Here is a 1,833-nt window from a genome sequence, read left to right on the forward strand (position 1 = left end):
GAAGTCCAACGTGCCGGAGTTCCCGGGTAGTCGGGATGACGGCGGCTTGAACCTGAATCTGCCGAAGGGTGGCAACGGTGGTTCGGGCTTGCCCTCGGACGGTGGGGGACATGCGGAGCTCAACCTCCCGTCCGGAAGTGGGGGTGGCTCCGGCCTGCCAGGCGCCGGTGGCCTTGGAGGTGGTCAGTCTTCCTTCGGCGAGGGAGCGAACTTCGCTACCGCTGGCGGCTCGGGCTTTGGCGGCGAGGGGTGGTCCGACTGGTCCGGCGACCTCGGCGGCGGTTCCCGTGATGGGGCCGGCGGTGGCGGTTCTGACCAGCGCCAAGCCGGGGGCGGTATGCCCATGATGCCGCCGATGATGCCGCCGATGGGCGGTATGGGTGGCATGGGTGGCATGGGCGGTGGCGGCGGCAACGGTGACCGCGAACGGGAACGCCAGACCTGGCTGTCCGAGGACGAAGAGATCTGGGGCGCTCACCTGGCAGCGGGCGACGGGGTCATCGGTCGCCCCGATGGCGGTCACCGCGTCACGGACGACGCACCGGTCCCGACCCACGTTCACGCTCCGGCCAAGGCGTCCAGCGGCAAGGGCAAGGCCGGCAAGCCGGCCAAGCGAACCACCGGGGCCCCCGAAGCCGTGGAGTCAGCAGAGGGTTCGAACTCCGCCGGGCCCGGCAAGCCGACCAAGCGAACCACCGGGGCCCCCGAAGCCGTGGAGTCAGCAGAGGGTTCGAACTCCGCCGAGTCCGCCAAGTCGACGGGGTAAACGGCAGAAGGGAGCGTCCGATGGATCCGGACTATGACGAGGAAGTGTCCAAGCTCCTCGCGGAGCTGAACGAGCAGCGCGAGAAGATCTCCGGCGCGGTCGAGGACATGCAGGCTGTCCGGGAGTCCGCGACCACTAAGAACAAGATGATCAAGGCCACGGTGGACGGGCAGGGCCGGCTCACCGAGGTGGTGCTCCGCGGCGATCGCTGGCGCGATCTGTCGCCGAAGGAGCTGGGTGCGGCGATCGTCGAGGCGGTCACCGGCGCGCAGGAGAAGGCGCATAAGAACGTCACCGAGCTGGCGGCCGCGATGGCGCCGGAGGGCATGAACATTCCGGAGCTGTTCTCCGGCAAGCCGGACATCGAAGCGCTGTTCCCGGACGTCGAAAAGATGTGGAAGTCGTTCAATGAGTGACCGTACCGCCGCAGATCCTTCCGCGCTGGCAGGCGGCGCGGTCAACATTTCGAGGGTTGCTGACGAAGCGCGGGACCTCATGAGCGATTTCTCCAACGCTCTCGGTGCGTACGGCAACGTCTTCGACGGTGCTGGGGATGGCTCCGGAGGCTATAAGGGAGCCAGCGGTAATGATTTCGTCAAAATTTGGCTGGGGACCGTGGTTCCCGGTCAGGAGTACGCGCTGAATTTCTTGGATCGGTTGGACTATGCGATAGGCGACGCCGGGGAGAGAGCGCGAGGCACCGCATTTAAGCTGGACGAAGCCGATGGTGATGCCGGTTCGGCCGCGTCGTAGTTGTTGGCACGGGTACTGGGTTAGTGGTTAGGTGAGCTAAAGGGGCGGTTATGGCGATCATGTTCAGTGAGTTTGAGCGCCAGCTGTCGTATTGGCTTACGGGGGATGAGCCGCCGCCTGTTAATGAGGATAAGGTGCGGGAGTTGGCGGTGGTGTGGCGGTCGCATGCGGCTCGGTTGCGGCGGTTGCGGGTGGATGCGCGGGCGGCGGTTGAGGGGATTCGGTCGTCGGGTTTTGCGGGGGCGTCGGAGCGGGCGTTTGTGGCGCGGATGGCGCCGTTTGTGGATGGTTCGTCGAATTATTTGGATGCGGCG

General features: G+C 66.0%; 4 protein-coding genes. All 4 read left to right on the forward strand.

Annotated elements, in window-relative coordinates; translation table 11 throughout:
- Nucleotides 1-355: 355 nt before the first annotated feature.
- On the forward strand, nt 356-766 hold the full coding sequence (locus tag AB0I53_RS32095; protein WP_358611348.1) for a hypothetical protein: 411 nt from the start codon (nt 356-358) through the stop codon (nt 764-766).
- Nucleotides 767-786: 20 nt separating this feature from the next.
- On the forward strand, nt 787-1,182 hold the full coding sequence (locus AB0I53_RS32100) for a YbaB/EbfC family nucleoid-associated protein (protein WP_358498701.1): 396 nt from the start codon (nt 787-789) through the stop codon (nt 1,180-1,182).
- On the forward strand, nt 1,175-1,519 hold the full coding sequence (locus AB0I53_RS32105; protein WP_358611350.1) for a hypothetical protein: 345 nt from the start codon (nt 1,175-1,177) through the stop codon (nt 1,517-1,519). The genes AB0I53_RS32100 and AB0I53_RS32105 overlap by 8 nt, the downstream gene beginning before the upstream one ends.
- 50 nt (nt 1,520-1,569) lie before the next feature.
- The coding region (locus AB0I53_RS32110) for a hypothetical protein (RefSeq protein WP_358611353.1) at nt 1,570-1,833 on the forward strand (264 nt) is incomplete at its 3' end.

This window comes from Saccharopolyspora sp. NPDC050389 (genome assembly GCF_040655595.1).
GTDB lineage: Bacteria > Actinomycetota > Actinomycetes > Mycobacteriales > Pseudonocardiaceae > Saccharopolyspora.